The following is a 24,104-nucleotide window of genomic DNA, read 5'->3' on the forward strand; positions in this document are numbered from 1 at the left end:
ATGTCGCGGGAGGGGGCATTTGCGCAAGAGAGTTGCGGGGCCGAACGGGCAATTTAGTGGACGAGCGCCATCAGGGCGATGAGCAGGACCATGACCCCGATCGTGACGACGAAGAGCATTGCGAGGATCAGAAACGTGCCGCTGTCGTTGTCGAAAGCCCAAGCGACCGGGGGGAGAGCGAGGATTGCGACGGCTGTCGCGACGCTGCTGCCGCCGAAACCATAGCCTACGACCAGTGCTACCAGCGTGCACGACAGCGTGACCGTCCGGGCTCGCGAAAGTCGCATCAGGTCTGAAGTAGCAAATACATAGGAACGCAGCGTGAGGCTGAGACAGTGTTTGTGCAATACGGTGGCATCGATTCGCCAACGTGCTTCATTCCGACGAGGCCAGAACCCAAGGTTACTGACGATGCGCCGCCTGGCTCTGGGTCCTGACTTTCGCCAGGATGACGGTCTGGATGGAGGTTACTCTCACCAAGCGCCCCCGGCCTCACCTTTTCAAGAAGGAGAAGGAGTCAGAGGCCTTCGAGGGCCTTGGCTACGCCGTCCATCGTGAACGGCTTCTGCAACCGCGGGCGGTCGCGGAATTCAGGGGCCACGCCGTCATCACCGCCACCGGTGGCGAAGACGAAAGGGACGCCCCGCGCGGCCAGGGCCTCGGCGACCGCCGTGCTCTTTTCGCCGCCACGGAGGTTGACGTCGAGGATGGCGCCATCGACGCCGCCCTCTTCGATCCGCTTGAGCGCGTCGGCGACGGTATCGACCGAGCCGGCGACTCCCTTGTCCAGCACCTCGAGGAAATCCTCGAGCATCATGGCGATCAACGGTTCGTCCTCGACGATCAGAATCTGCTGCGGGAGGATCTGCTGGGAAGCGGTCATGCCATGCGCATAGTCGGGATTGTTACGACTTGCCAACATCTTGTTCAATTCATTCCGGTTTCGTTTCACCGCGTGGCGAGCACGTCCCGCGCCGCTTCGGCGAGTTCCTGGACCGAGAAGGGTTTCGGCAGGAACGAGACGTTGTCCAGATCGATCGATTTGCGCAGCTGCTCCTCCGCATAGCCCGACATGAACAGGATCGGCAGGTCGGGATATTTCTCGCGCACGTGGCGCACCATCGTCGGGCCATCCATCTGCGGCATGACGACGTCGCTGATCAGCAGATCGGGGCGGCCGTGTTTCTCCAGCACCTCGAGCGCAACCTCGCCGTTCTCCGCGGTCAGTACCGTATAACCCTGACGCGAGAGCGCGCGCTCGGCAACCGCCCGGACCATGTCCTCGTCCTCGACCAGCAGGATCGTGCCGGTGCCCCAGAGATCGACGGGCTTCGGCGCGGGCTTCACGATCGCGGGCCGCGTCGCGGCGGGGGCCGAATGAACCGGCAGATACATCGTGAAGGTGGCGCCCTGCCCCAGCTTGCTGTCGGCGAAGATATAGCCGCCGGATTGCTTGACGATCCCGTAGACGGTGGAAAGGCCGAGGCCGGTGCCCCTGCCGAATTCCTTGGTCGTGAAGAACGGTTCGAAGATCTTGGGCAACACGTCGGGCGGGATGCCGGTGCCGGTGTCCTGGACGATCAGCGCGGTGTAGTCTGCGACGGGCAGGATGTCGGAGGCCATCGCGCGGACCTCGGACGCATACACCGCGCGGGTGGTGATGGTCAGCACGCCCCCGCCGCGTGCGTTGGCCGAGACGATTGCGTCGCGCGCATTGACGGCCAGGTTGACGACGACCTGCTCGAGCTGGCCGGGATCCGCGCGGACCGGGCCAAGGTTGCGGCCGTGCGTCATGTCGAGGCGGACGTTCTCGCCCATGAGGCGCTTGAGCAGGTTCGAGACTTCGGAAACGACGTCGGGAAGTTGCAGAATTTGTGGGCGTAAGGTCTGCTGGCGCGAGAAGGCGAGCAATTGCCGCGTCAGGCTGGCGGCGCGGTTCGAGTTGGTACGGACCTGCTGGATGTCGTCGTAATCGCTGTCGCCGGGCGAATGGCGCATCAGCATCAGGTCGCAGTGGCCGATGATCGCGGTCAGGATGTTGTTGAAATCATGCGCGACGCCGCCCGCGAGCTGGCCGACTGCCTGCATCTTGGTGGCCTGTGCCACCTCGCGCTTGAGGCGGCTCTCCTCGCTATTGTCCTTGAGGCTGAGCAGCACGGCGGCATCGCCCAATCCGCGCGCGCCGGCGATGGTGAGCGCGACCGGCTCGTCGGGGTGATCCTTGAGACGGACCGCCATGTCGGCGGAATGCGTCGCGCCGTTCGCGAACTTGCGGATCGCGTCGGCGACCGCGGCCTTGTCCTCGCGGACGACCAGATCGCCCGGATACAGCGGCGGGGCGACCGGATTGACCCCCGCCGCGCGCAGGAACGACGTGTTCATCTGAAGAAACCGGCCGTCACGATCCACCAATGCCATCCCGAACGGCATCAGGCTGACCAAGCTTCGGACGTGCGCCGCCGCACTCGCGCCGACCGGCGGAGCGGCCTCCTCGTCGTCCAGCAGCGCGACGAGAACCGGCGCATCGTCGCCTTCGAGAAACGGCACCTGGAGAACGCGAAGCGGCGTGCCTTCGAGACCCTCGCGTTCGAAGCGGACGAAGCCGCGGCTGTCGGTGATGAGAAAGCTCGCGAAATCGCGTCCGTCGATCGATTCGTGATCGTTGCCGCTGGCGCGCGCGCGCAATACGCGGTTGGCGGTCCGCACGCGGCCGTCGGTGGAGAGCAACGCCGCCATGATGCCGCTGCCGCCGAGCCGGTCGCCGGTGGGGCCAGGCAGCAGCGCCGCCAGCGTCTCGGCGAGATCGTGATCCTGCGCAGTGACGAATCGCCAGACGAGCATGTCCGCTTCATCCCCGGCGCGTGCGATGTGCGCGGACAGGCAGATCCCGCGGGCGTTGAGGCGCTCGACCCTCGCAATCCCGTCGCGCCAGGCGGTTCGGCCGGCATCGGCGAGCGCCGCCGTGCCGACATCATCGAGCGGCAATCCCGGGGGTGTCGGAAAGCCTGCGAACAGCGCATCGTATGCGTCGTTGGCGCAGACCAGTCGGCCGGCGCGGTCGGTGATCGCGATGGCGTCGGTGCCGGCTTCGGCGACGGTGCGGGTGAGGTCCCAGTCGACCGGGCGCGGCGCGTCCTTCGCGACCGGGTTCAGCAGACGCCAGGCTATCAGCGCACCGATGACGATGGCAGCCGCGGCGAAGAACCCGGCGGCGACGATCCAGCTGCCGACGAGCAGGAGCACGATCGCGGCGGCGACGACGCCGGACGCGATGGCGACGAGCGCGGCGTTGCGGGCGGGGGTGGGTAAAGCGAGCGATGCCATCGGGTGGGTCATCCGCTCAAGCGGGGCTGGGCGTCAAGCGGGTTGGTTGGTTTGGGGGGCCGGGCAGCGGCGGGGTGGCGCGGATTTATCGAACCTCGTCCGCTAGGGAGGATATTGAGCCCGCTCCTGTCAGACTGCGTGGGATCAAATGTCACCGTCCCGCTGCGGATGCAGGGGGCAGAGCTACGCATAGTTGCGGTTGATTCCTGGGTCCCCGCCTTCGCGGGGGAACCGGTCGTCACCAGTGGAGCGCTTGAGGGGCGAATCGATCTCTTCTGCTCCTCTCCCTGGAAGGGAGGGGTTGGGGGTGGGTCGGCCTGTTGGCGGACGTCGTTCCTCCCAAGCGGCCTACCCACCCCCTGCCCCTCCCTTTCAGGGAGGGGGGACCGTTGGGGGTTGGGCGGACTTGGGCGCTTTGCTTTGCAGAGAGCGTCGTCGCTTCCGCTCCCCCGTAGTCCAGGGGAGTCGCCTATTACCAGATCCGAACGCGCTGTTCCGGCGTCAGGTACAGCTTCTGCCCGGGCGTCGGCTTGTACGCTGCATACCAGGGGTCGAGGTTGCGCACGACCCACGCACGCTGCTGCGACGGCGAGTGAGGATCGGTCAGCAAGCGGTTGCGAAGGTTCGCCTCACGGTAGTTGCGGCGCCAGACCTGCGCCCAGCCGAGATAGAAGCGCTGATCACCAGTAAACCCGTCGAGCACCGGCGCCGTCTTTCCACCAAGCGCAGTGTGATACGCATCGTACGCCACCGTGAGGCCCGCGAGATCGGCGATGTTCTCGCCCATCGTCAGCTGACCCTTTACATGCATGCCGGGAAGCGGTTCGTAGGCGCCGTACTGCGCGCCGAGCTTGCCCGTCAGCGCCTTGAAGCGCGAGACGTCCTGCGGCGTCCACCAGTCGGTGAGCTGGCCCTTGGCATCATACTTCGAGCCCTGATCATCGAAATGATGGCTCAGCTCGTGACCGATCACCGCGCCGATGCCGCCGTAATTGACTGCGTCGTCGGCCTTCGGATCGAAGAACGGCGGTTGCAGGATCGCGGCGGGGAAGACGATCTCGACCATGCCGAAATTGGCGTAGGCGTTCACCTCCATCGGCGTCATGCCCCATTCCCAGCGCTGGAGCGGCTTGCCGAGCTTGGCGATGTTGTCCTGGTGCTGCCATTCGTTCGACCGCCATTCGTTGCCGAACGCGTCGCCCGACGTGATCGTCAGGCCGGAGAAATCCTTCCACTGGCTCGGATAGCCGATCTTCGGGGTGAACGCAGCGAGCTTGGCGTGCGCCTTGACCTTGGTCTCGGGCGCCATCCATTCGAGCTTGTCGATCCGGCGGCCCATCGCGGCGAGGACGTTCTTGACGAGCTTGTCCGCCGCGGCCTTGGTCTCGGGCGGGAAATACTGTGCGACGTAGAGCTTGCTGACCTCGTCATCGAGCGCGCCGGAGGTGAACTGGACGCCGCGCTTCCAGCGGGCCTCCTGCTCAGGCGTGCCGCCGAGCACGGTGCCGAAGAACGCGAACTGCTCGGCGTCGAAGGCCTTGGGGAGGACGTCGGCATAGCCATCGAGCGAGCGCAGGATCAGCTGGTCCTTGAGCACGCCGATCGGCGCGGTCGAGACGAGCTTGGCGATGCCGGTGATCGCCGAGGGCTGCGCGACGATGACGGTCGGGACGGGCGTGCCGATGCCGTTGAAATACGCGGCGAAATCGAAGCCGGGTGCGCGTTTGGCGAGATCGACGACGGTCATCTTGTTGTAGGTCTTGGTGGCGTCGCGGCTGTCGACTCGGGTCCAGCTGACCTTGGCGATCTCGGTCTCGAACGCGAGCAGCGCGGTGGCGCGCGCCTCGGCATTGGGTTCGCCGGCGAGCGTCAGCATCTTGACGATGTGCGCGCGGTAGGCGTTGCGCGCCTCGACCAGTTTCGCGTCGGTGCTGAGGTAGTAATCGCGGTCGGGGAGGCCGAGGCCGGACTGGCCTAGCGAGAGCGCGTATTGCTCAGGGAGCTTGTCATCCTGGCCGACGCCGCCGCCGAACGGGCCGCCGATCCCGGCGCGGTCTGCCTCGGCGAGGAGGGCCGGATAGCCCGCACGGTCCTTCAGCGCGGCGATCTTGCCGAGCCAGGGCTTGATCGGGGCGAGGCCCTTGCCTTCGATGGTGCCGGTGTCGAGGAACGTCGCGTAGGCGCGGCCGATCTTCGAGTTCGGGTCCTTCGCGGCGGTGTCGAGGATGCCGCGGGTGCGGCTCTCGGACAGGTCGGAGAGGAGATTGAACGAGCCGTAGTTCGACTTGTCGGCGGGGATCGGATTGGTCTTCGCCCAGTTGCCGTTGGCGAAGGTGTAGAAATCGTCGCCTGGCTGGACGGTCTTGTCCATGCCCTTTTCGTCGAAGCCGAACGTCCCGTATTGCGCGCCGGTCGGGGCAGCGGGAGCGGGCTTTGGTTCAGAGGTTTGCGAGATGGCGGCGGTGACGCCGGTGATGGCGGTTGCGGCCAGCAGGCCGGCGACGATGAAGGACTTCATGTTTCTCTCCAAACTTCGTCATCCTGACGAAAGTCAGGATCCAGAGCCGACAGCGTTACGGGCGTGGCTCTGAATCCTGGGTCGAGCCCAGGATGACGGGGCTCTATCGGACGGCGTCAGTTACCAGATACGGACGCGGTTGGCGGGGGCGAGGTAGCTCTTCTCGCCCGGCTTGGCGCCGAACGCGGCGTACCAGGGGTCGAGGTTGCGGACCGTGAGGACGCGCTGGTGGCCCGGCGAATGCGGGTCGGAAAGCAACGTCTGTTGGAGCGCAGCGTCGCGGAACTTGGTGCGCCAGACGCCGGCCCAGCCATAGTAGAAGCGCTGGTCGCCGGTCGTGCCGTCGATGATCGGCGCCTGCTTGCCGCCGAGCGACTTGTGGTACGCATCGTAGGCCACCGTCAGGCCAGCGAGATCGGCGATGTTCTCGCCGAGCGTCAGGCCGCCCTGGATGTGCTGGCCGGGAAGCGGTTCGTACGCATCGTACTGCTTCACGAGCGCGTCGGTGAACACCTTGAAGCGCGCGACGTCCTGCGGCGTCCACCAGTCGGTGAGCTTGCCGTTGAGGTCGTATTTGCGGCCCTGGTCGTCGAAGTGATGGCTGATCTCGTGGCCGATCACCGCGCCGATGCCGCCGTAATTGACCGCCGGGTCCGCCTTCGGATCGAAGAACGGCGGCTGGAGGATCGCGGCCGGGAACACGACCTCGTTCATGGTGGGGTTGGCGTAGGCGTTGATCGTCATCGGCGTCATGAACCACTCGCCGCGATCGATCGGCTGGCCCAGTTTCTTGAGGTCGCGATCATATTCGAACGCGTTGGCGCGCGCGACGTTACCGACGAGATCGCCGCGCTGGATCTGGAGTGCGGAATAATCGCGCCACTTGTCCGGATAGCCGATCTTCGGCGTGAACGCGGCGAGCTTCGCGAGCGCCTTGGTCTTGGTCTCGGGCGCCATCCATTCGAGGTTCTTGAGACGCTCGCCCATCGCCGCGATGACGTTCTTGACGAGGTCGTCGGCGGCCGCCTTCGATGCGGGCGGGAAATACTTCGCCACGTACTGCTGGCCGATCGCCTCGCCCATCGCGCCCGACACGGTCGTGACACCGCGCTTCCAGCGGACCTGCTGCTCGGGCGTGCCCGACAGCGTGGTGCCGTAGAACGCGAAGTTGGTCTTGTCGAAATCGCTCGACAGATACGGCGCGTACGCGCGCAGCACCTTGAGCATCGCATAGTCCTGGAGGACGTTGACTGGCGTGTCGGCAAAGACCTTGGCCTCGCCGGTCACCGCACTCGGCTGTGCGACGAGGTAGAACGGACGGCCGGTGACGCCCATCGCGGTCATGTACTGCGCCCAGGGGAAGCCCGGTGCCTTCGCGGCGAAGTCGGCGGCGGTCCATTTGTTGTAGGTCTTGTCGGCGTCGCGGCTTTCAATCCGCGTCCAATGCGCGGTCGCGAGCCCCTTTTCCATATTGAAGACGGCGGCGGCGCGGGCGGCGGCGTTTGGCTCGCCGGCTAGCGTCAGCATCCGCGCCAGATACGCCTGGTACGCGGTGCGAACGGTCGCGAGCTTGGTGTCGTCCTTGAGGTAATAGTCGCGGTCGGGGAGGCCGAGGCCGCTCTGCCCGAACTGGACGACATAGGTGGTCGGGTCCTTGTCGTCCTGCGACACGCCGACGCCGACGAGGCCGCCGACGCCCTGGCGCTGCAGCTTGGCGATCTCGGTGACGAGCGCGGTCTTGTCCCCGGTCGCCTTCAGCGCGGCGAGCATCGGCTTGACCGGCGTCACGCCCTTCGCGTTGACCGCGGCCTCGTCCATAAAGCTCGAGTAGAAATCGCCGACCTTGTCGCCGGGTTTGGTGGCTGCGGCATCGAGGATCGTGCGGGTCCGGGCGAGCGACAGGTCCTGGAGGACGTGGAACATGCCGTAGGACGAGCGATCGGCGGGGATCGGCGTGGTCTTCACCCAGCCGCCGTTCGCGTACTCGAAGAAGTCGGTGCCCGGCGTCACGCTGGTATCGCGGCCCGCCATGTCGAAGCCGAAATCGCCGATCTGCGGCTTGTTCGCGTCCCTGGCCGCCACGGGGCCTTTCGCGGCCTTCGCCAGCACGGGCGATGGGCGGTTGGTGCTGGGTTTCGTCTGGGCGAAAGCCGATGCGGCGGACGCGAGCAGGATCACGGTAACAATCGACTTGCGCATCAAGAACCTCGGAGAAAGATCGTCAGGATGCGGTGTGTTCTACGCCGATAGGACGGTCCGTCAATTCCAACCGGTGTCAAATGTTACGAAACATGACCGTGACGATTATCATGCCGGTGCCGCCACTTGCGCGCGATCCACAGACGCCAGCCGAGCGCGCTGAGCGCATAGCCGCCGACCGAACACACGACCGTGATGACCAGCAGGCCGAGCGCGGTGGCCGGCCCCGCCTGCATCAGCCACGGGATCCATTCAGTGCGTGCCGCGGCGTCCGCGACGGGCTGGCCGGGGACATGCGCGTCGAGCCTGAGCAGCGACGAGCCGATCCAATAGGCCGCGATCCAGAGCGGCGGCGTGGTCAGCGGGTTGGTGATGAACGTGGTCAGCGCCGCGGTCGGCACGTTGGCGCGGAACGGCAATGCGAAGATCGCCGCGACGGGCGTCTGCGCGACCGGGATCAGGATGCCGGCGACCATCCCCAGCGCAACGCCGCGCGGGACCGAGCGGCGTGTGAAGCGCCAGAGTTCGGGTGCGAGCACGCGGTGCGCGACCGGACGAAGAAGACGGTTCCGCTCCATCGATTCGCGGGTCGGCAAGTTGCGATGCGACCACGCCGCGAGGCGCCCGAAGATACTGCCCGGCGCCTTGGACACAGGTTATCCGCGATCCCGCATGATCCGGCCCTGCTCGCGCTTCCAGTCCTGTTCCTTCACCGAATCGCGCTTGTCGTGGTTCTGCTTGCCCTTGGCGAGCGCCAGTTCGATCTTCGCACGGCCCTTCGAATTGAAGTAGATCATCAGCGGCACGAGCGTCATGCCCTGGCGCGCGACCGCACCGAACATCTTGTTGATCTCGCGCTCGTGGAGCAGCAATTTGCGCGGGCGCTTGGGTTCGTGGTTGAAGCGGTTGCCGTGGCTGAATTCGGGAATGTTCGAATTCACCAGGACGACGTTCTTGCCCTTCACTTCGGCATAGGCCTCGGCGATCGAGCCCTCGCCGCCGCGCAGCGCCTTCACCTCGGTGCCGGTGAGCGCGATGCCCGCCTCGAACACCTGCTCGATATAATAATCATACCGCGCGCGCCGGTTCTCGGCGACGATCTTGGTCTTCTCGAAGGTCGGGGGTTTGGGACGTGCCATGGGACGCGCGATGTAGGAGGTCGGAGGGCTTAGGGGAAGCGGTGGTGGTCGTTATTAACTGCCTCCTCCTCTTCTCCGCCCTTCCCTGGAAGGGAGGGGTTGGGGTGGGTCGGGTTCCGCATATCCGAACCGTGGCGGCTCGAGCTGGCCTACCCACCCCCTGCCCCTCCCTTCCAGGGAGGGGAGACCGTTGTGGTTGGTTCAAACGAGGTTCGCGTTCGCCAGGGCGGCGTAGACTGCGGCACAGGCCACCGTCTTACGACACCCCAACCAAACGTTCACACGCCTACACACACATGATTGCCGCCCCCCAGCCATTGGGTTAGCTCACGCCATGAACGTCACTGAACGCTACGACCAAGACGGCTATGCCGCCGTTCCGCGACTGATCGCGCCATCGGTCGCCAACGCCTTCCTCCGCCAACTCATCACCGACATGGAGGCGAAGGGCACGCCGCTAACCGCGCAGAAGAACGGCTCGGCGTTGCTGCGGCGTGACGCGATCGAGGTCTACGGGTTCCACTACCCGCCGATGCTGGGGCTGCTGTGGGGCCTGACGCCGTTCGTCGCCACCGCAATCGGGCGCGACCTGCTGCCGGCGTACAGCTATTTCCGGATCTACCAAGAAGGCGACATCTGCCGCGTGCACAGCGATCGGCCGTCGTGCGAGCACAGCCTGTCGCTGACGCTGGATTACAGCGACGGTGTGGCGTGGGATCTGGAAATCGGCACCGACCACATCGCCGTGCCCAAACCCGTGGTCGAGGATGATTTCGGTTCGGCGGGGTTCGCATCGGTCAGCATGGAGCCCGGCGACGGAGTCCTGTACCAAGGCGTGCACCGTCGGCACGGCCGGATCACGCCCAATCCCAATGCGTGGTCCGCGCACCTATTTCTGCACTGGGTCGAGCGCGGTGGGCCCAACGCCGCGTTCGCCTTCGATGGCAACCATGCGGCGACCCGGCCCGTCGACCTCGCCTTGTAGCAGCAGGCTTCAGACCAGCCGGGCGTGTGCGAGCGCGGCGTCCACCGCCCCGCGCGAGGCTTCGCCGGCGGGGGTCATCGGCAGCCGCAGGGTTTCGGGGAAGCCGGCACGCACCTTGGTCATCGCGTACTTCACCGGCCCCGGCGAGGCATCGGTGAACAGCGCCTCGTGCAGCGGATAGAGCTGGTCCTGATACGCCAGCGCCTTGACGAAATCGCCCGCCTGACAGGCCGCCTGGAATTCCGCGCAGAGCTTCGGCGCGACGTTGGCGCTGACGGAGATGCAGCCGGTGCCGCCCATCACGTTGAACGCCAGCGCAAGGTCGTCATTGCCCGAAAGCTGGCAGAAATCCGCGCCGCATGACGCGCGGTGCTGCGAGACGCGGGCGAGGACGCCGCTGGCATCCTTCACGCCAACGAACACGTCCGGGAACGCTGCGACGATCCGGGCCAGCGTCGCCGGCTGGATATCCGTCACCGTCCGTGCGGGGACGTTGTAGAGGATGATCGGCAGCGGGGTCGACGTCGCCAGCGCCTCGAAATGGCGGAAGATCCCCTCCTGCCCCGGCCGGTTGTAATAAGGCGGGACCATCAGTGCGGCATCCGCGCCGGCGTCCTTGGCAGCGCGCAGGTTGGCCGAGGCGACGCGCGTGTCGTTCGAGCCGGCACCGGCGATGACGGGGACGCGGCCCTTCGCCTGGTCGACGCAGACGCGGACCACATGGAAATGCTCGTCGTACGACAGGGTCGCCGCCTCGCCGGTGGTCCCGCAGGCGACCAGCCCCGACGAGCCCTCGACGATCTGCCACTCGATGAAGTCGCGATAGGCGGGTTCGTCGAAACTGCCATCGGCGGCGAACGGCGTGACGAGCGCGGGAATCGATCCTGAAAACATGCGGTGGCCTGCGGTCCTAATTCGCCAGATCCTGGGACGTATCTGGATTTCGTTCAGGACAGATACGGGTTCGATGCGTATGCTGTCCACATGGTAGCATCGATGTTCAAAACGAGCCTTCTTCTAGCCGTGGTCGCGGGGACGGCTGTTTCGTCCGGCGTGTTGGGCCAGGGCGGCGAGCAGACGCTGGATCGCTACAGCACGCGGCTCGCCAATATGGGGCCACAGGCTCAGCCGGTCGCGAACCCGACGATGAGCGACGGCGCGATCGCCTCGACCATCGCGCAGTGGCGCGCGCTGCAGCAGACCGATGCGTTGCCGTTCGACAGCTATGCGGGCTTCCTGATGGCGCATCCGGGCTGGCCGAACGAGGCGGCGAACCGGCGTGCGGCCGAGCGCAAGGCGGCCACCGGATCGCCGATGAGCGTCGTCGCGTTCTTCCGCCGCTATCCGCCGCAGTCCGCGTCGGGCGGGGTCGGCTACGCGCGGGCGTTGATGGCGACGGGTGCGCGCGATCAGGCGTATGCGGCGGTGCGGACCGCGTGGCGGAGCAGCGGGCTGACGCCGACCGACGAGGCGATGGTGCTGTCGGGCTTTCCGGGTGCGCTGACGCCGGACGACCAGGATGCGCGGATGGATGCGCTGTTGTGGGCGGGCCAGACCGGCACCGCGCAACGGCAGCTGGCGTGGACGAGCGCGGCGCGGCGGCCGATCTTCGAGGCGCGGCTGGCGTTCCGGACGAATGCGCCGAACGCGTCGGATATCTCTGCCTCTACTCAGACCCTGTACGCGAACGACGCGGGCTATGTCGCGGACCGGGCACAGTGGTTGCGTAATTCGGGGGCAAGCCCGTCCGCCCGCGCGTGGCTGGCGCGGCCGCGGTCGCTGGTGACGCGGCCGGGCAATGCGGCGGAATGGTACGAGGTGCTCGTCACCAACGCGAACGGCGCGGCGAACGACGGGCAATATCAGACCGCCTACGATATCGCGCGGCAGATCGACGACGCGTATCCGTATGGCGCGGACGTCTCGACGAAATCCTATGCCGAGCGTGACGAATACACCAACCTCGCCTGGCTCGGCGGGCGGGTGGCCATGAAGCAGCTCGGTAGGCCGGCGGACGCGATGACGCTGTTCGACCGGTACGCGCGCGGCTCGCGCTCGCCGCAGGTGCGGTCGAAAGGCTATTACTGGGCGGGCCGTGCGGCGGAGGCGGCCGGGTTGGCGCCTCAGGCGGCGGCGTTCTACGGTCAGGCGGCGGGGTACCGCGATCAATATTACGGGCAGCTCGCGAACGAGCGCACCGGCCGCGCGCTGGTTGCGCCGCCGTCGGTCGCGTCGATCGCCGTCGATCCCTCGGCACGCGCCGCATTCGATCGGCGCGAGGTGGTGCGTGCGGTGAAGTTCCTTGGGCAGATCGGCGACTGGCAGGACCAGACCGCCTTCATCCGCCAGATCGCGGCGGATGCGACCACCGATACCGATCACCTGCTCGCCGCCGAACTGTCGAAGACGATCAACCGCCCCGATCTCGGCGTGATGGTCGGCCGGAGTGCGCTGGCGAACGGCCTCAGCGACTATTCCGCGGTCGGCTTTCCGATGGTGTCGGTGCCGGCGGGGTATGAGGACAATTGGACGATCATCCACGCGATCTCGCGGCAGGAGAGCCAGTTCGATCGCGCCGCGGTGAGCCACGCCGGCGCGCGCGGGCTGATGCAGCTGATGCCGGCGACCGCGCGCGAGCAGTCGGGGAAGATCGGCCTCGCGTATAACCAGGCGGCGCTGACGACCGATCCGAACATGTCGATCATGCTGGGGTCGAGCTATTTCCAGCGGGTGTATGCGACTTACGGCAGTTATCCGCTCGCGGTGGCGGCGTATAACGCGGGCGGCGGCAACGTGAACAAATGGCTCCGCGCAAACGGCGATCCGCGAACCGGCGCGGTCGATATGGTCGATTGGGTCGAGGCGATCCCGTACCAGGAAACGCGCAACTATGTGCAGCGCGTGCTGGAGAATGCGGTTGTGTACGACCTGATGAACCCCGCGCGGGCGAAGAGCCGGGGGGCGGCGCGGTTGTCGTGGTATCTGGGGAAGAACCGGCCGGGTTGAGGTCTCGCTACCGCATAAGATTGTTCTCCCGCGAAGGCGGGAGCCCAGTCTGGGCTCCCGCCTTCGCGGGAGAACATGGTAGGGAGGCGCATGGATCGCCCCAACTACATCACCCCTGCCGGCTACACGATTCTTCGCGAGGAATATGAGCATTTGCTCGCTGGCGAACGGCCGAAGCTGGTCGAAGTCATCTCGTGGGCGGCGGGAAACGGCGACCGGTCCGAGAACGGCGATTACATTTACGGCCGCAAGCGCCTGCGCGAGATCGATCGCCGGCTCGGCTGGCTGTCGAAGCGGATGAAGGCTGCCAAGGTCGTCGACCCCGCCGCGCAGGAAGATCGCTCGCGCGTGTGGTTCGGCGCGTGCGTTACGGTCGCGGACGACGATGATATCGAGCGGATACTGACCTTGGTCGGCGACGACGAGACCGACGCGAGCAATGGGCGGATCGGCTGGAACTCACCGTTCGCACGGGCCTTGCGCGGCGCTGCGATCGGCGACGTGCGGCGCGTGGATTTGCCCGCTGGGGAGCGTGAGTACGAGGTGATGGCGATCGCTTATCCCTGACTTCGCGATCCTCCCCCGCTAGGGGGAGGGGTCGCCGAAGGTGACGGAGGGGGCCGACGCACAACAGTGGTCACCCCTTACCTCCCCCTCCGTCTGGCAAGCGCCAGCCACCTCCCCCTAGCGGGGGAGGATCGTGAGAGCGCGTCCTGTCAACGATCCGTTTCGATCTACGCGAATTGACCTCGCGCCGCCCCCGTGTGACGTTTCGCCCACGCAACGACACTCGAGGATACCCCATGCCGATACCCGCCACCTGGTCCGCCCGCCTGCTCAGCGTCATGCGCATCGTCGTCGCGCTGGTGTTCTTCAGCCACGGCATCTCGAAATTCTTTGGCCTGCCGCCCTTCCCGATGCCGATGAACCCGTTGCTGACGATCGCGGGCGTGCTCGAAGTCGTTGGCGGCGGGCTGTTGATCGTCGGCCTGTTCACGCGGCCGGTCGCGTTCGTGCTGTCGGGCATGTCCGCGGTCGCGTATTTCATGGCGCACATGCCGAAGGGCCCCTTCCCGATCGCCAATGGCGGCGAGGCCGCGGTGCTCTACTGCTTCGTCTTCCTGTACCTCGCTGCGGCCGGTGGTGGCGCGTGGAGCGTGGACGCGGCGCGCGCGCGGGGCTAACCTTGCGCGCATGATCGATACCACAACGCGCAACGTCGCCCTCCTGATCGACGCGGACAATGCGTCCGCGGCGACCCTCGACCCGGTGCTGACCGTCCTTGCCGAGCTCGGCACGGTCAACGTCCGGAGGGTCTATGGCAACTGGTCGAAGCCCGCGCTGAAGGCGTGGAGCGACATGTCGATCAAGCACGGCATCGAGCCGCAGCAGCAGTTCGACCTGACCAAGGGCAAGAACGCGACCGACATGAAGATGACGATCGACGCAATGGACCTGCTGTTCCGCGGGCGCATCGACGGGTTCGGGATCATGTCGTCGGACAGCGACTTCATGCCGCTCGCGACGCGCATCCGCCAGGACGGGATACCGGTCTACGGCTTCGGCACCAGCCGCACGCCCGAGGGATTCCGCCAGGCCTGCACGCGGTTCATCGACGTCGGCGCGCTGAACGAGACGTCGCAGGCTATGCCCGCGCCAGTGCCTGCTCCGGTGGCTGGCGAGAAGCCCGCTACGCCAGCGCCGGTCGCTCGGCCAAAGACCGCGCAGCCGATCGACGAGCAGGTGATCAAGCTGCTGATCGATGCGTACAATGCGGTGAAGCGCGACGAGAAGGGGTATGCCAGCGTCGCCGAACTCGGCCAGCTCGCGGGGAACCGGTCGAGCTTCGATGCGCGCAATTACGGGTTCAACCGGCTGTCGGACCTGATCGAAACGATCCCGAACTTCCAGCATGAGCGTCGCGAGGGTGGCCGGTCGTTCGTCAAGCGGCTGCGGTAGGCAGGTCAAGCCTGACAAAAAGGTGCCCCCCCCGGCGGAGGCCGGGGCCCAGTTGGGGAACATTGCTAACCGATCGCCGTGCTTCGTTACTGCAACCTTTCCAACTGGACCCCGGCCTCCGCCGGGGAGGTGGCTTTGATCTAGCGAGGCCAAATTTCGGTCTCACCCGGTAGGCTGCAACCGCCCGCCTGGCTCGCTCATCCCGTGCGCCTGTTCCTCGCTGTCGTCGGGCACGACGAGCGCGCCCTTCCGCCAGTTGCCGTACCGATAATACCACGCGGCGATCGCCAGCGTCGCGAGCGACCCTAGCGGAAAGCTCCACCACAGCGCATCCGCCCCCAACCACGGTTTGGCCAGCAACGCAAAGCCGATCCGCACCGGATACAGCGCGACGATCAACGCGATCAGCGGCGCGATCACTGCGCCGTTCGCGCGGACGGTCGAGAACAGCACCATCGTCGCGCCGAACAGGATGAAGTTCCAGCTCGCGATCAACTGGATATGCCGCGCGATCGGCAGCGCGGGGCTCGCACCGCCGATGAACAGCGTCATGACCGGACGATCGAAAAGGATGACCACGCCGACCATCGCTCCGGTCAGCGCGATGTTGAAGAGCAGGCCGTACTTCGTGATGTCGCCAACCCGGTCCCAGCGCCCCGCGCCGATATTCTGCGCCGCCATCGAACTGACCGCCGCGCCGATCGCCAGCGCGGGCATCTGGATATAGGTCCAGAGTTGCTGCGACACGGCATAGGCCGCCGCGGTATCGACTCCGAGCCGGTTGACCAGCCCAACCATCGCGAGGCCGGCGGTCGACATCACGAGCATCTGCGCGCCCATCGGCAAGCCCTTGCGCACGATGATACCGGTCAGCGCACGCTCCGGGATCAGGTAGCGGAACTCGCTCCCCCGAAGACGGATCGGCAGGTCACGGCGGTAGATATAGGCGACCAGACCGAACAGCGCGATATGACCGGCGATCAGCGATGCGGTGGCCGAGCCCGCGATCCCCATCCGCGGGAACGGGCCGATCCCAGCGATGAACAGCGGGTTGAGCGCGCTGTCGAGCACCGCGCTGAGCAGCATGAACCAGAGCGGCGTCATCGAGTCGCCGGTCCCGCGCAGACCCATCATCAGCAGAATCATCAACATCGACGCAGGCAATCCGAGAAAGATCACCCGCAGATACGCGAGCGCGAGCGGCATTGCGTCGCCGGGGGTGGCGAGCAGGTGCAGGATCTCCGGCGCGAACACCCAGCCGAGAGCGGCGATGACGATCGCGCCGCCGAGCACGAGGCCTACTGCGGAGCCGAACGCTCTCCGCGCGCCCTCCAGATCGTGGCGGCCGAAGCTCTGGCCGACCAGGATCGTCGCCGCCATCCCGAAGCCGAACACCGCGCCGAAGGTGAGGAACATGATGATGTTCGCGTTCGAGGTCGCGGCGAGCGCACCTTCGCCGAGGTAGCGACCGACCCAGATCGCGTTGATCGAGCCGTTGAGGGATTGCAGGATGTTCGAGCCGAGCGTCGGGAGCGCGAACGCTAGGAGCGTGCGGCCGATATGTCCGGCGGTGAGGTCGCGCTGGCCGGGTTTGCCGCGGGGGCGGTCGGGCTTTGGGCTTAAGGGCGCGCGTGGGTCGGCGCTGGTCTCGGCGTCGGATGGAAGGTCGCTCAAACAGTCTCTCCGTCAGGCCAAATCCGGTCCGGCATATACCGGTGAACGGGCAGGCGCCCTGTCATGTCGACGCCTAGCCGCGGAGTGAACTCCGGAACAAGGTGGTAGGTCCCGAGCCCCGAACGAAGCGTATGTTGTTTCCCCGTGAAGGCGGGGAAACAGACTGGGCCCCCCGCCTTCCCGGGAGAACAAGAAGATGGTCGGATCCTCTGTACGGCAGAGCCACCCCGCCTCAAACCGTCACCCCAGCGAAAGCTGGGGTATCCAAGTTGTCGGGTGGCCGGTGTGGTTACTCACCGGGATACCCCAGCTTTCGCTGGGGTGACGAGCTTAGTTTGAAGGAGACGGCGGTAAAGCACGCATTCCCCTCCCGCTTGCGGGAGTGGTCAGGGTAGGGCGCGACGTACGTACTGGCGTCCGGTTTTTAAGGCACGCCCCTCCCCCAACCCCTCCCGCAGGCGGGAGGGGAGCAGGTCAGGTCAGCCTAAACGGCCCAGTGCCGCTTGCAACCGAGCGGCTTCGGCAGCCTTGTCGGCGTGGTCGGCCTTGGCTTTTTCCACCGCTTCGGGCTTGGCGCGTTCGACGAAGCTGGCGTTGCCCAGGCGGCCCGACAGCGCGTCGCGCTCTTTCTCCGCCGCCGCGATCGCCTTGGTCAGGCGGGCGCGCTCAGCGTCGATGTCGATCACACCCTCAAGAGGGAGGATGAACGTTACATCATCGACGACAATCTGTGGACCCAACACCTTGGCGCTTGTTTGCTCACGAGTGCGATCAAGATGCTCACCCGTATCCAAATCAATCTCGGTCCCAGTATTTAGAAACACTGCGTTATCAATTCGGGCGAGACGTCGAAGCGGAGCACGCAGTCTTTCGATCCGCTGGATCAGTTCAGTGGGCACAGCAGGAGGTGCGTCCGCAGAATACCCAGCATAGGGCGTTGTAAGTACCATCAAGTCGGTTCTTGCACCCGGTGGTACATTCGTCTCATTCCGCGCGGTACGGATTTCCTGAACCAGGCGGATCAGCCAATCGACCTCCTTGCTCGCCTCCGGATCGAGCGCACGTGCGTCCGCCATTGGCCATTTCGCGACGATCAGGTCGTGATCGCGCGGGCCCATCGCGTGCCACAGTTCCTCGGTGATGAACGGCATGAACGGGTGGAGCAGGACCAGGATCTGGTCGAGCACCCAGCCGGCGACCGCCTTGGATTCGTCATCGATGACGCCGCGCTCGTCGCCGACCATCTGCGGCTTGATCAGTTCGAGATACCAGTCGCAGAAGCGACTCCACGCGAACTGGTAGATCGCGTTGGCGGCGCCGTCGAAGCGGTAGTCGGCGAGCGCGAGGTCGACCGTCTGGACGGTCGCGATCGTCTCGGCGATGATCCACTTGTTGACGGCCAGTTCCGCACGCGGCGCCTCCAGCGTCGTGCTGGCGACGATGCCGTTGGCCTGCGCGAACCGGGCTGCGTTCCACAGCTTGGTGGCGAAGTTGCGATAGCCCTCGACGCGCTTCTCATCCATCTTGATGTCGCGGCCCTGGCTCTCCATCGCCGCCATGAAGAAGCGCAGCGCGTCGGCGCCGTAGGTGTCGATGAGCCCGAGCGGGTTGACGACGTTGCCCTTCGACTTCGACATCTTCGCGCCGTCCGCCGCGCGGACGAGGCCGTGGAGGTAAAGCGTGCGGAACGGCACGTCCTTCATGAAGTGCAGCCCCTGCATCATCATCCGCGCGTTCCAGAAGAACAGGATGTCGAAGCCGGAAATCAGCACGTCGTTCGGGTAGCGGCCGCCTAACTGCTTCTGCTCCCTCTCCCCTGCGGGGAGAGGGTCGGGGTGAGGGGCTGTACCGGGCGCTGCGCTGCTTGGCTGCTCCTCACCCTGGCCCTCTCCCCGCAGGGGAGAGGGAACGGCACCCTCCTCGGGCCAGCCGAGTGTGGCGAACGGCCAAAGGGCGGAGGAGAACCAGGTGTCGAGCACGTCGGGATCGCGCGTTAGCGTCACGCCCTCGCCCGCAAGAGCCTGCGCTTCCGCCTCGGTCTCCGCCACATACGGCGTTCCGTCAGGTCCGAACCACGCCGGGATCTGGTGACCCCACCACAGCTGCCGCGACACGCACCAGGGCTGGATGTTGTCCATCCAGTTGAAGAACGTCTTCTCCCACGTCTTCGGGACGATATCGATCGCCCCCGTCCGCACCGCCTCGATCGCGGGCTGCGCGAGCGTCTTCGCGTCGACATACCATTGGTCGGTCAGCCACGGCTCGATCACCACGCCCGAGCGGTCGCCATATGGCGTCTGGATCGTGCGCGGTTCGGCGTCGTGCTCTTCGCCGTCCTTGTCGACGTGCGGAATGAGGACGCCTTCGGCCTTCAACCGCGCGACGACGGCTTTCCGCGCCTCCGCGGTCGTCAGCCCGAGCAGCTCGGCCGGGATCAGCCCGTCGGACACCTGCACGACGCGCGCTTTCGCATCGAGCATGTTGAGCATCGACCCGGCGGCCATCCCTGCCCGCTTGCCGACCTCGAAATCGTTGAAGTCGTGTCCCGGCGTGATCTTCACCGCGCCCGAGCCGAGTTCCGGATCGGCATGGTCGTCGGCGATGATCGGGATCAGGCGTCCGGTGATCGGCAGCTTCACCTGCTTGCCGATCAACGCGGTGTAGCGTTCGTCGGACGCGTTCACCGCCACCGCCATGTCGGCGAGCATCGTCTCGGGCCGCGTGGTCGCGACCTCGATGAAGCCCGATCCGTCTTCGAGCGGATAGCGCAGGTGCCAGAAGCTGCCCTTGATCTCGCGCGTCTCGACCTCGAGATCGCTGATCGCGGTGCCGAGACCAGGATCCCAGTTCACCAGACGCTTGTCACGGTACAGCAGGCCCTGCTTGTGGAGGTCGACGAACACCTTCAGGACGGCCTTCGAAAAGCCCTCGTCCATCGTGAAGCGCTCGTTCGCCCAGTCCATCGAGCAGCCGAGCCGGCGGAGCTGTTGCGTGATCTCGCCGCCGCTCTCTTCCTTCCACGCCCAGACCTTCGCGACGAATTCCTCGCGCGTCATGTCGGTGCGCTTCTGCGGCGGGGTCAGCGCGCCCATCTGGCGCTCGACCACCATCTGCGTCGCGATTCCCGCGTGATCGGTGCCGACCACCCACAAGGCATCCTTGCCCTTCAGGCGCGCGTGGCGCGTGAGGATGTCCTGCAGCGTGTTGTCGAGCGCGTGGCCGATGTGCAGCGAGCCCGTGACGTTGGGCGGCGGGTTGACGATCGTCCACGGCTCGGCGTTCGGACGGTCGGGGCGGAACTGGCCGCTCGCCTCCCAATGCGCATACCAGCGCGATTCGATGGAGGCCGGGTCGAAGGTTTTGGGAAGCTCGCTCATGGGTCGAGCCTTAGCGAGCGTGCCCGCGCTAGGCCAGCCTCAGGTACGCCCGCTCAGGTACGGGGCCTCAGGTACGGGCCCCCGGCTTGTCGAGCACCTGACGGATCCGCTCGTTCAGTTCGTTGCGGCGGTACGGCTTGCGGATCAGCTCGAACGACCGGCTCCCCTCGTCGATCGCCTCGTCGGCGAACCCGGTGGTCAGCAGCACCGCGGTATGCGGGTAATCGCGCCTGACCGACTGCGCGAGTGCGACGCCGTTCATCCCGCCTGGCATGAGGATATCGGTGAACAGGAGCTTGAAGTCGGAATCGCCCGCCAGGGTATCGAGCGCACTGCGCGCGCTGTTCACCAGCACGACTTCATAGCCGAGATCCTCGAGAATCGTCCGGCCGAGTTCGCCGACCTCGATCTGATCCTCGACCATCAACACACGTTCGGCCCCACCGGTGCGCGACGCGAGCGGTGCGGCAGGCTTGCGCTCCACCGCACCACTCGCGCGCGGAAAATACAGCGAGAACTCCGCGCCGCCGCCCGCGCCATTGCGGACGGTCGCGAGGCCGCCCGACTGGCGCATGAAGCCGTACACCATCGCGAGGCCGAGCCCGGCGCCCTTGCCCATTTCCTTGGTGGTGTAGAACGGTTCGAACAGCTTGTCGGCGGTCGTCAGGTCGACGCCGGGGCCGTCGTCGCAGATGCTGACCACGACATATTCGCCGGGTTCGAGCTTGGCGAGGCTCGCATCCTCGGGCAGCACCGCGTTGCGCGTCGCGATCGTGACCTTGCCCGCGCCGCCGGTGGCATCGCGCGCGTTGGCGATGATGTTGAGCAACGCCATCTCAGCCTGGACCGGGTCGACGCGGCAATTCCACAGATCCTCCGCCAGATCGCGCTTGAGCGTGATGCCGCTGCCGACGCTGCGTTCGAGGATCACCCGGAAATCGCCGATCAGCTGGTTGAGGTTCATCAACCGGTCGCGCAATTCCTGTTTCCGCGCGAACGCGAGCAATTGCTGCGTCAGGGTCGCAGCGCGCGTCGCCGAGGTCGAGATCGCATCGACCGCGCGGCGAGCCGACTTGTCGTCGGGATCGATCCGCGCGTCGAGGATGTCGGCATAGCCCTGGATGACCTGCAACAGATTGTTGAAATCGTGCGCGATCCCGCCGGTCAGCTTGCCGACCGCTTCCATCCGCTGTGCTTCGTGGAGCGCCTCCTCGGCCTCGCGCCGACGCGAGATGTCGAGCTGGCTGGCGAAGAAATATTTGAGCGTACCGTCTTCGCCGAACACGGGTGACACGAACAACGCGTTCCAGAAGGTCGAGCCGTTCTTGCGGTAGTTGAGGATCTCGACCGCGACTTCCTCGCGGTTCGCGATCGCCGCGCGGACTTCGGCGACCGCGGTGCGGTCGGTCTCGGGACCTTGCAGGAAGCGGCAGTTGCGGCCGAGGATCTCGTCCTGCGAATAGCCGCTCATGAACGAGAACGCCTCGTTGCAGAAGATGATCGGGTTGTCGTCGCGGTGCGGGTCGGTGACGACCATCGGCATCCGCGTGGTCTTCACCGCGGCGAAGAAGATATCGCTGTTGGTGTCCGCGGACGAAAAGTCGTTCTGCCCGCCATGCGACGCAGGAATTGCCGGTTTTTCGGCGGGGCTAACGATCTCGGTATCGGACATGGATAGTCAAACACCGCATCGCACGGCGTTGTTCCGCAGCGATAAAACCAGATCGACCGCGTCGGCAACCCATTTGGGGTGGCAGCGATATGAACGGCAGACGCGCGCGTCCGCCGCTCCGATCAGGGCTGTTGGTTCATGATCTTGGCGATCTCGCGCGCGACCATGTCCTCGACGAGGCCGGGCAGGTTCGCGTCCATCCATTCGCGCAGCATCGGCCGCAGCATTTCGCGGACGAGGCCTTCGAGCGTGCCGTCGCTGTTGGCATCGGGTTTCACCATCATACGCGTCAACGCTTCGAGCGGCGCACGCGTTGCAGCGGCGGTTTCGCGCGAGACGATCGGGCGATCGGTCGGTGCCGCCGCCGCCGAGGGCGCATCGGCGGGCTGCGGCTTCGGCGCGGACTGACGCGACTCGGGGACCGCATCGACGGAAGACAGCACCGGAGATTTCGGGGTGCGGGGCGTACGGTCGACCATCGGCATGGGATCGCTCAGTTCGAGGATTTCGTCGTCGTCAGCATCGGCGCCGCCGTCCAGATAGGCGTCGCGATCGACCGGCGACGGCATCGGCCGCGACGGACGGCGGTTACGACCGGGCATCGTATCGCCTTCTTCGGCAATGATCCGTTTGATCGACGAGAGGATTTCCTCCATCGACGGCTCTGCGCTGATATCCCCCATCCGGACCATCCCAAACCCCGTAGCCGCGCGACGCCCCTATCGGCGGCTCGGCGCGTCCATACCTGTCGTCAATGCCGGGTTCCTGTCAACTGGCGTTGCGAGCAACGGATCGCTTTGCGGCTGGACATGCGCGTCCTGCGCGGGCGATTGCGCGGTGCTGGTCGCGACCGCAGCAGGTTCGCCGTCGCCGCCGAAGTCCCAGATCTTGTGGCTGACCCGCTTGTAATTGGCGACCGGATCGTAGAGCACGCCGCCGTCGAGACCCAGGTCGCGCGCCTCCGCCTGCCCCATCGCGGCGAGCAACGCGAAGCCCGCGACATACGCATCGCGCCGCGCCGTCACGAGCGTGACCTGGCTGTTGAGCAATTCCTGCTCCGCGTTGAGGATATCGAGGATCGTCCGCGTCCCGACGCTGTTCTCGGCGCGCACACCTTCGAGGCTCAGCTTGTTCGCGTTGACCGCGGTCTCCGACGACTGGATCACCTGCTCCGACGAGCGCCAGACCGCATAGGCCGAGCGCGCCTGCGAGATGACGTTGCGCTCGGTCGCAGTCACGTTCTCGATCGCGCGCGAGCTGAGCGCTTCGGCCTGCCGCACCTGTGCCGCGGGACGCCCGCCCTGGAACAGGGGCAGAGTCAGCGACAGCCCGCCCTGCACGGTCTTGTTCGCGTTGGGAAACGCGGCGACGCCGTTGGTCTTGCTGATCGATCCCAGATAGTTGGTGTAGCCCGCACCGCCCGTCGCGCTGATCTGCGGCAGGCGGGTCGCGCGCGCCACGCCGATGTCGTAGCGGGTCGCGTCGCGCTCCTTGGCGGCGGCGAGCAGGGTCGGATTATTGTCGATCGCCACCGTTACCGCCGATGCCGGGCTGTCGGGCAGATGCGGCAACACCGGCGGTGGCTCGAGCGTGCCGGGCGGCGTGCCGACCAGCTGGATGTAATTTTCCCGGCTGGAGATCAGCTGCGCCTGCGCGGACTGGAGCTGCGCGCGGGCGAGCGCGAGACGCGCCTCGGACTGCGCGACGTCGGTACGCGTCAGGTCGCCGACCTGGAACCGATCGCGGCTGGCCTGGAGATTGACGTCGAGCACGCGGACGTTCTGCGTGTTGAGCCCGACGATCGATTCGTCGCGAATGACGTTCATGTACGCACTGACGACGTTGGTGAAGAGATCCGCCTCGGTCCCGCGCAACGTCGCGCGCCCGCCCTCGACGCGCGTCTTGGCGGCGGCGACCGAATTGCGGACCTGACCGCCGAGATACAGCGGGATCGACACGTTGGCGCGCGCCACCGCCTGCCGAGGGGGCGCGATGAAGCTGTTCTGCGCGGTCACCACGAACTCGGTATAGTCGCCGGTCGCATTCACCGACGGCAGCCCGGTCGCGCGCGCGATCGGCACGTTCTCGTCGCTCGCGCGCAGGGCGGCGCGCTGACCGGTGATCGTCGGGTTGGTGTTGTACGCCTTGACCAGCGCCTCGCGCAGCGTTTCGGCGCCAGCCGGTGCAGCGCCGTAAACCAGCGCAACACCCAGAAACAAACGACGAATATGAGCGGTGCGCGGCATGGTCT

18 protein-coding genes are annotated in these 24,104 nt (G+C 66.1%); 5 read left to right on the top strand and 13 right to left on the bottom strand.

Annotation, left to right across the window (positions count from 1 at the left end; translation table 11 throughout):
- Positions 1–53: 53 nt before the first annotated feature.
- The 7 genes from ASG20_RS08095 to smpB form a co-directional block, all read right to left on the bottom strand.
- Entirely contained in the window at positions 54–287 is a 234-nt protein-coding gene (locus ASG20_RS08095; protein ID WP_056050905.1) for a hypothetical protein, read from the bottom strand.
- A 230-nt stretch (positions 288–517) separates the two neighbouring features.
- Entirely contained in the window at positions 518–883 is a 366-nt protein-coding gene (locus ASG20_RS08100) for a response regulator (RefSeq protein ID WP_056052823.1), read from the bottom strand.
- 65 nt (positions 884–948) lie between these two features.
- Positions 949–3,324 carry a hybrid sensor histidine kinase/response regulator gene (locus ASG20_RS08105; RefSeq protein ID WP_056050907.1) on the bottom strand — a complete coding sequence of 792 codons (2,376 nt, stop codon included), beginning with the start codon at positions 3,322–3,324 and terminating at the stop codon, positions 949–951.
- A 472-nt stretch (positions 3,325–3,796) separates the two neighbouring features.
- The gene (locus tag ASG20_RS08110) at positions 3,797–5,842 is read right to left on the bottom strand and encodes a M13 family metallopeptidase (protein WP_056050909.1); all 2,046 of its coding nucleotides are present in this window, start codon (positions 5,840–5,842) and stop codon (positions 3,797–3,799) included.
- 120 nt (positions 5,843–5,962) lie between these two features.
- Positions 5,963–8,041: a M13 family metallopeptidase gene (locus ASG20_RS08115; RefSeq protein WP_082470852.1), complete on the bottom strand. Its 2,079-nt coding sequence runs from the start codon at positions 8,039–8,041 to the stop codon at positions 5,963–5,965.
- An 83-nt stretch (positions 8,042–8,124) separates the two neighbouring features.
- The gene (locus ASG20_RS08120) at positions 8,125–8,694 is read right to left on the bottom strand and encodes a DUF2062 domain-containing protein (protein WP_426280744.1); all 570 of its coding nucleotides are present in this window, start codon (positions 8,692–8,694) and stop codon (positions 8,125–8,127) included.
- Between the two features lie 3 nt (positions 8,695–8,697).
- The gene (gene smpB / locus ASG20_RS08125; protein WP_055879372.1) at positions 8,698–9,180 is read right to left on the bottom strand and encodes an SsrA-binding protein SmpB; all 483 of its coding nucleotides are present in this window, start codon (positions 9,178–9,180) and stop codon (positions 8,698–8,700) included.
- 334 nt (positions 9,181–9,514) lie between these two features.
- On the opposite strand from smpB, the gene ASG20_RS08130 reads away from it, so the two are divergent.
- Positions 9,515–10,165, top strand: a complete 651-nt coding sequence (locus tag ASG20_RS08130) for a hypothetical protein (protein WP_056050911.1) — start codon at positions 9,515–9,517, stop codon at positions 10,163–10,165.
- A gap of 9 nt (positions 10,166–10,174) precedes the next feature.
- On the opposite strand, the gene dapA is transcribed toward ASG20_RS08130, so the two are convergent.
- Positions 10,175–11,059 carry a 4-hydroxy-tetrahydrodipicolinate synthase gene (dapA, locus tag ASG20_RS08135; protein ID WP_056050913.1) on the bottom strand — a complete coding sequence of 295 codons (885 nt, stop codon included), beginning with the start codon at positions 11,057–11,059 and terminating at the stop codon, positions 10,175–10,177.
- Between the two features lie 90 nt (positions 11,060–11,149).
- Here dapA and ASG20_RS08140 point away from each other — a divergent pair, with 90 nt between their 5' ends.
- The 4 genes from ASG20_RS08140 to ASG20_RS08155 all read left to right on the top strand — a co-directional run bounded on the left by ASG20_RS08140 (position 11,150) and on the right by ASG20_RS08155 (position 15,130).
- Positions 11,150–13,171, top strand: a complete 2,022-nt coding sequence (locus ASG20_RS08140) for a lytic transglycosylase domain-containing protein (RefSeq protein ID WP_056050915.1) — start codon at positions 11,150–11,152, stop codon at positions 13,169–13,171.
- Between the two features lie 90 nt (positions 13,172–13,261).
- On the top strand, positions 13,262–13,738 hold the full coding sequence (gene greB / locus ASG20_RS08145) for a transcription elongation factor GreB (protein ID WP_056050918.1): 477 nt from the start codon (positions 13,262–13,264) through the stop codon (positions 13,736–13,738).
- Between the two features lie 236 nt (positions 13,739–13,974).
- Positions 13,975–14,355, top strand: a complete 381-nt coding sequence (locus tag ASG20_RS08150; RefSeq protein ID WP_056050920.1) for a DoxX family protein — start codon at positions 13,975–13,977, stop codon at positions 14,353–14,355.
- Between the two features lie 10 nt (positions 14,356–14,365).
- Positions 14,366–15,130 carry an NYN domain-containing protein gene (locus ASG20_RS08155; protein ID WP_056050921.1) on the top strand — a complete coding sequence of 255 codons (765 nt, stop codon included), beginning with the start codon at positions 14,366–14,368 and terminating at the stop codon, positions 15,128–15,130.
- 162 nt (positions 15,131–15,292) lie between these two features.
- Here the strand turns inward: ASG20_RS08155 and ASG20_RS08160 are convergent, their stop codons facing one another.
- From ASG20_RS08160 to ASG20_RS08180, 5 genes are all read right to left on the bottom strand, one after another.
- Positions 15,293–16,804 carry an MATE family efflux transporter gene (locus ASG20_RS08160; RefSeq protein ID WP_082470853.1) on the bottom strand — a complete coding sequence of 504 codons (1,512 nt, stop codon included), beginning with the start codon at positions 16,802–16,804 and terminating at the stop codon, positions 15,293–15,295.
- 479 nt (positions 16,805–17,283) lie between these two features.
- Positions 17,284–20,181, bottom strand: a complete 2,898-nt coding sequence (locus ASG20_RS08165) for a valine--tRNA ligase (protein ID WP_056050923.1) — start codon at positions 20,179–20,181, stop codon at positions 17,284–17,286.
- A gap of 67 nt (positions 20,182–20,248) precedes the next feature.
- Positions 20,249–21,853 carry a histidine kinase famiy protein gene (locus ASG20_RS08170; protein ID WP_056050925.1) on the bottom strand — a complete coding sequence of 535 codons (1,605 nt, stop codon included), beginning with the start codon at positions 21,851–21,853 and terminating at the stop codon, positions 20,249–20,251.
- 122 nt (positions 21,854–21,975) lie between these two features.
- Positions 21,976–22,536 carry a DUF2497 domain-containing protein gene (locus ASG20_RS08175; RefSeq protein WP_082470936.1) on the bottom strand — a complete coding sequence of 187 codons (561 nt, stop codon included), beginning with the start codon at positions 22,534–22,536 and terminating at the stop codon, positions 21,976–21,978.
- A 36-nt stretch (positions 22,537–22,572) separates the two neighbouring features.
- Complete coding sequence (locus tag ASG20_RS08180; RefSeq protein WP_056050928.1) at positions 22,573–24,099, bottom strand: TolC family outer membrane protein; 1,527 nt, start codon at positions 24,097–24,099, stop codon at positions 22,573–22,575.
- Between the last annotated feature and the right edge of the window lie 5 nt (positions 24,100–24,104).

This window comes from Sphingomonas sp. Leaf198 (assembly GCF_001424005.1).
In the GTDB taxonomy this organism is placed as follows: Bacteria; Pseudomonadota; Alphaproteobacteria; order Sphingomonadales; family Sphingomonadaceae; genus Sphingomonas.